Below are 2,156 nucleotides of genomic sequence, written 5' to 3'. Positions count from 1 at the left end.
CGGACGGAGGGCGAGCCCCGGCTTCCGTGCTCCCGTCGGGCGGCCGGTCCGCACAGGCCCGCCACGGCAGCCCCGTTTCCCCGCCCGGCACCGAACCGCAGGAGGACGTCCCATGGCTGGTGAGAAGGCCGACGTCAAGCATTTTGACCTCAAGCAGATGGAGAGCTTCCGGGACAACGAGGTGCAGCCGGTGTACACCGCCGCGAAGAAGCACCGGGAGGACGGCGACGGGGAACACATCCGGCCGCTCGGACACCTCGTCGACGGGCACACCACGCCGGACAACCCCGCCCAGGACAAGCAGCTCCTGCGCATCGGCAAGATGGTCGCCGACCCCCTGGTGTCGGGGCCGAAGCTGATCGCCGGCGTCCGTACGGCGGCCGAGGCGATCGACAAGCTCCTGGGTGACCAGATGGACCTCTTCAAGGAGCTCAAGGAGGCGCTCACCGACACGATCGATGAGGCCAACAAGACCAAGGACAAGAACCTCGACGCGATCGACGCGCAGACACTGCTGCAGACGTTCGAAGAGGTGGACACGCTCACCAGCGGTTCGTCGGGTGAGGGGACCACCTAGGGTCTTTCGTTCGGGTGGGGCCGGAATAGGGGAGGGGGGCCGGCCTGATCCAAACGAAGGACCCTGGCCCACGTGTCCGTACCCGTGGGCGCCCCTTGCGGCCCGGTACCACCCGCGTGACAGACACCCGTCCCCACGTCCGCACGAAGACGCTGTGCGCCGACATGAGGACACCTGACCAGAAAGAGTTCCCGGTGGCTGATCGGTACGATCCCAACTCCCAGCAGAACATCGACAAGTTCGACGGCTCCGCTGATCCGTCGGGCGACACCTGGGCCACCCTGGTCACCCACATCACCGGCTACCCGGTACCCGACCGCAGCCACGTCTTCGACACGCTCCGGTCCGATCACGGCGGCAAGCTCTTCCGCATGGACATCAAGGAACGCAGCCTCAGTCTGCTCGTCAAGGATTCCGGCTTTCTGACGAACAAGGGCGAGGACTACGACATCTGGTTCTTCGACAGTGGCAAGAAGCGGTCGATCATGCAGGCCCGGATCGTCTTCGAGGGGCGGGTGAAGGCCGGTGAGGAGATCATCTTCGCCGGTCCCGGCTCCGACAACGTCCACGACGCCCAGGTCCGTGAAGGCAACGATTTCACGGACTACAACAAGGACAAGATGAGCACCGTCGCGCTCGCCCGGTACATGAACGGGCCACGTGCGGCGCTCCTCGAACTGCTGCGGGGCAGCACGCAGGACGCCCGGTTCAGCAATCTGGGTGTCCCCGGTGCCGATGTGGTCGACCTCAAGTCGTTCGGAACCACAGGGGAGTCCTTCGACTTCGCGGCGAAGTTCTTCAGGGACCACGCGGTCGTGCTGAAGGACTGGGAGGACCGATTCAGCCGCGAGGACGCGAGCTGGAAGGGCGAAGCCGCAGAGGTCTTCCGCAGCCTGCTGAAGAAGATCCGCGAGAACTACGACAGCTACGTCGAGACCTTCGATTCCAAGGTCGGCACCGGCGACGAGACCGGTACCGGCGGCACCGTGTACTCGCGTGCACTCTCCCTCGGCCGTACGTATCTCGAGGACTCGGCGAACAAGCTGCTCGAGGCGTGGCTGGACTGGGCCAACTCCTCCTACTACGACCCGCACCAGGTACTGCGTTATGTCCTTGACGAACTGGCCCAGTGGGTGGACGCGAACAACGTCGCCAAGTCGGACATCACGTCGTACACCAACCGCTACACCACGACTGTCAGTCACAGTCCGCAGGGCGAATTCTCCCAGGTGCACCCCGAGTACGGAGACCTGACCGATATCGCCAACTGGGCCAAGGTCGGTGACAAGGCGGTCAAGATCTGGACCCAGGGGGTCGACGCGTACCTGGGCAAGCCGGCCGCCACGGTTCAGTCGGCTCTGAACAACCACTTCATCGAGCTGGGCGAGGACTTCTCCGACAACGTGCCCAAGCCGAAGTCGACCAGCACGGCCTCGGACGAGTACGAGAAGAAGAAGCTGGAGGAGGAGAAGGAGGAGATCAGGAAGGAGAACGAGGAGAACAAGAAGTACCAGGACGAGCTGCGTGAGGAGCAGGAGCGGCAGCGGGAGGAGGACAAGAAGTACCAGGACGAGCTGCG

At 64.3% G+C, this 2,156-nt stretch carries 2 protein-coding genes; both read left to right on the top strand.

The features are described 5' to 3' along the window. Positions 1-112: 112 nt before the first annotated feature. Positions 113-577, top strand: coding sequence for a type VII secretion system-associated protein (locus tag B9S57_RS22140; protein WP_103517308.1), 465 nt, complete (start codon positions 113-115; stop codon positions 575-577). 194 nt (positions 578-771) lie between these two features. After that, a partial coding sequence (locus B9S57_RS35665) for an AAWKG family protein (protein WP_258036510.1) occupies positions 772-2,156 on the top strand: 1,385 nt, incomplete at its 3' end.

The sequence above is a fragment of the Streptomyces sp. SM10 genome (assembly GCF_002910915.1).
Classification (GTDB): Bacteria; Actinomycetota; Actinomycetes; order Streptomycetales; family Streptomycetaceae; genus Streptomyces.
The sequence above is the reverse complement of the archived record's forward strand: the minus strand, read 5'-3'. Positions and strand labels throughout refer to the sequence as shown.

Coding starts and splice junctions, on each gene's coding strand:
- B9S57_RS22140 (WP_103517308.1), top strand. CDS start 113: ATGGCTGGTGAGAAGGCCGACGTCAAGCATTTTGACCTCAAGCAGATG.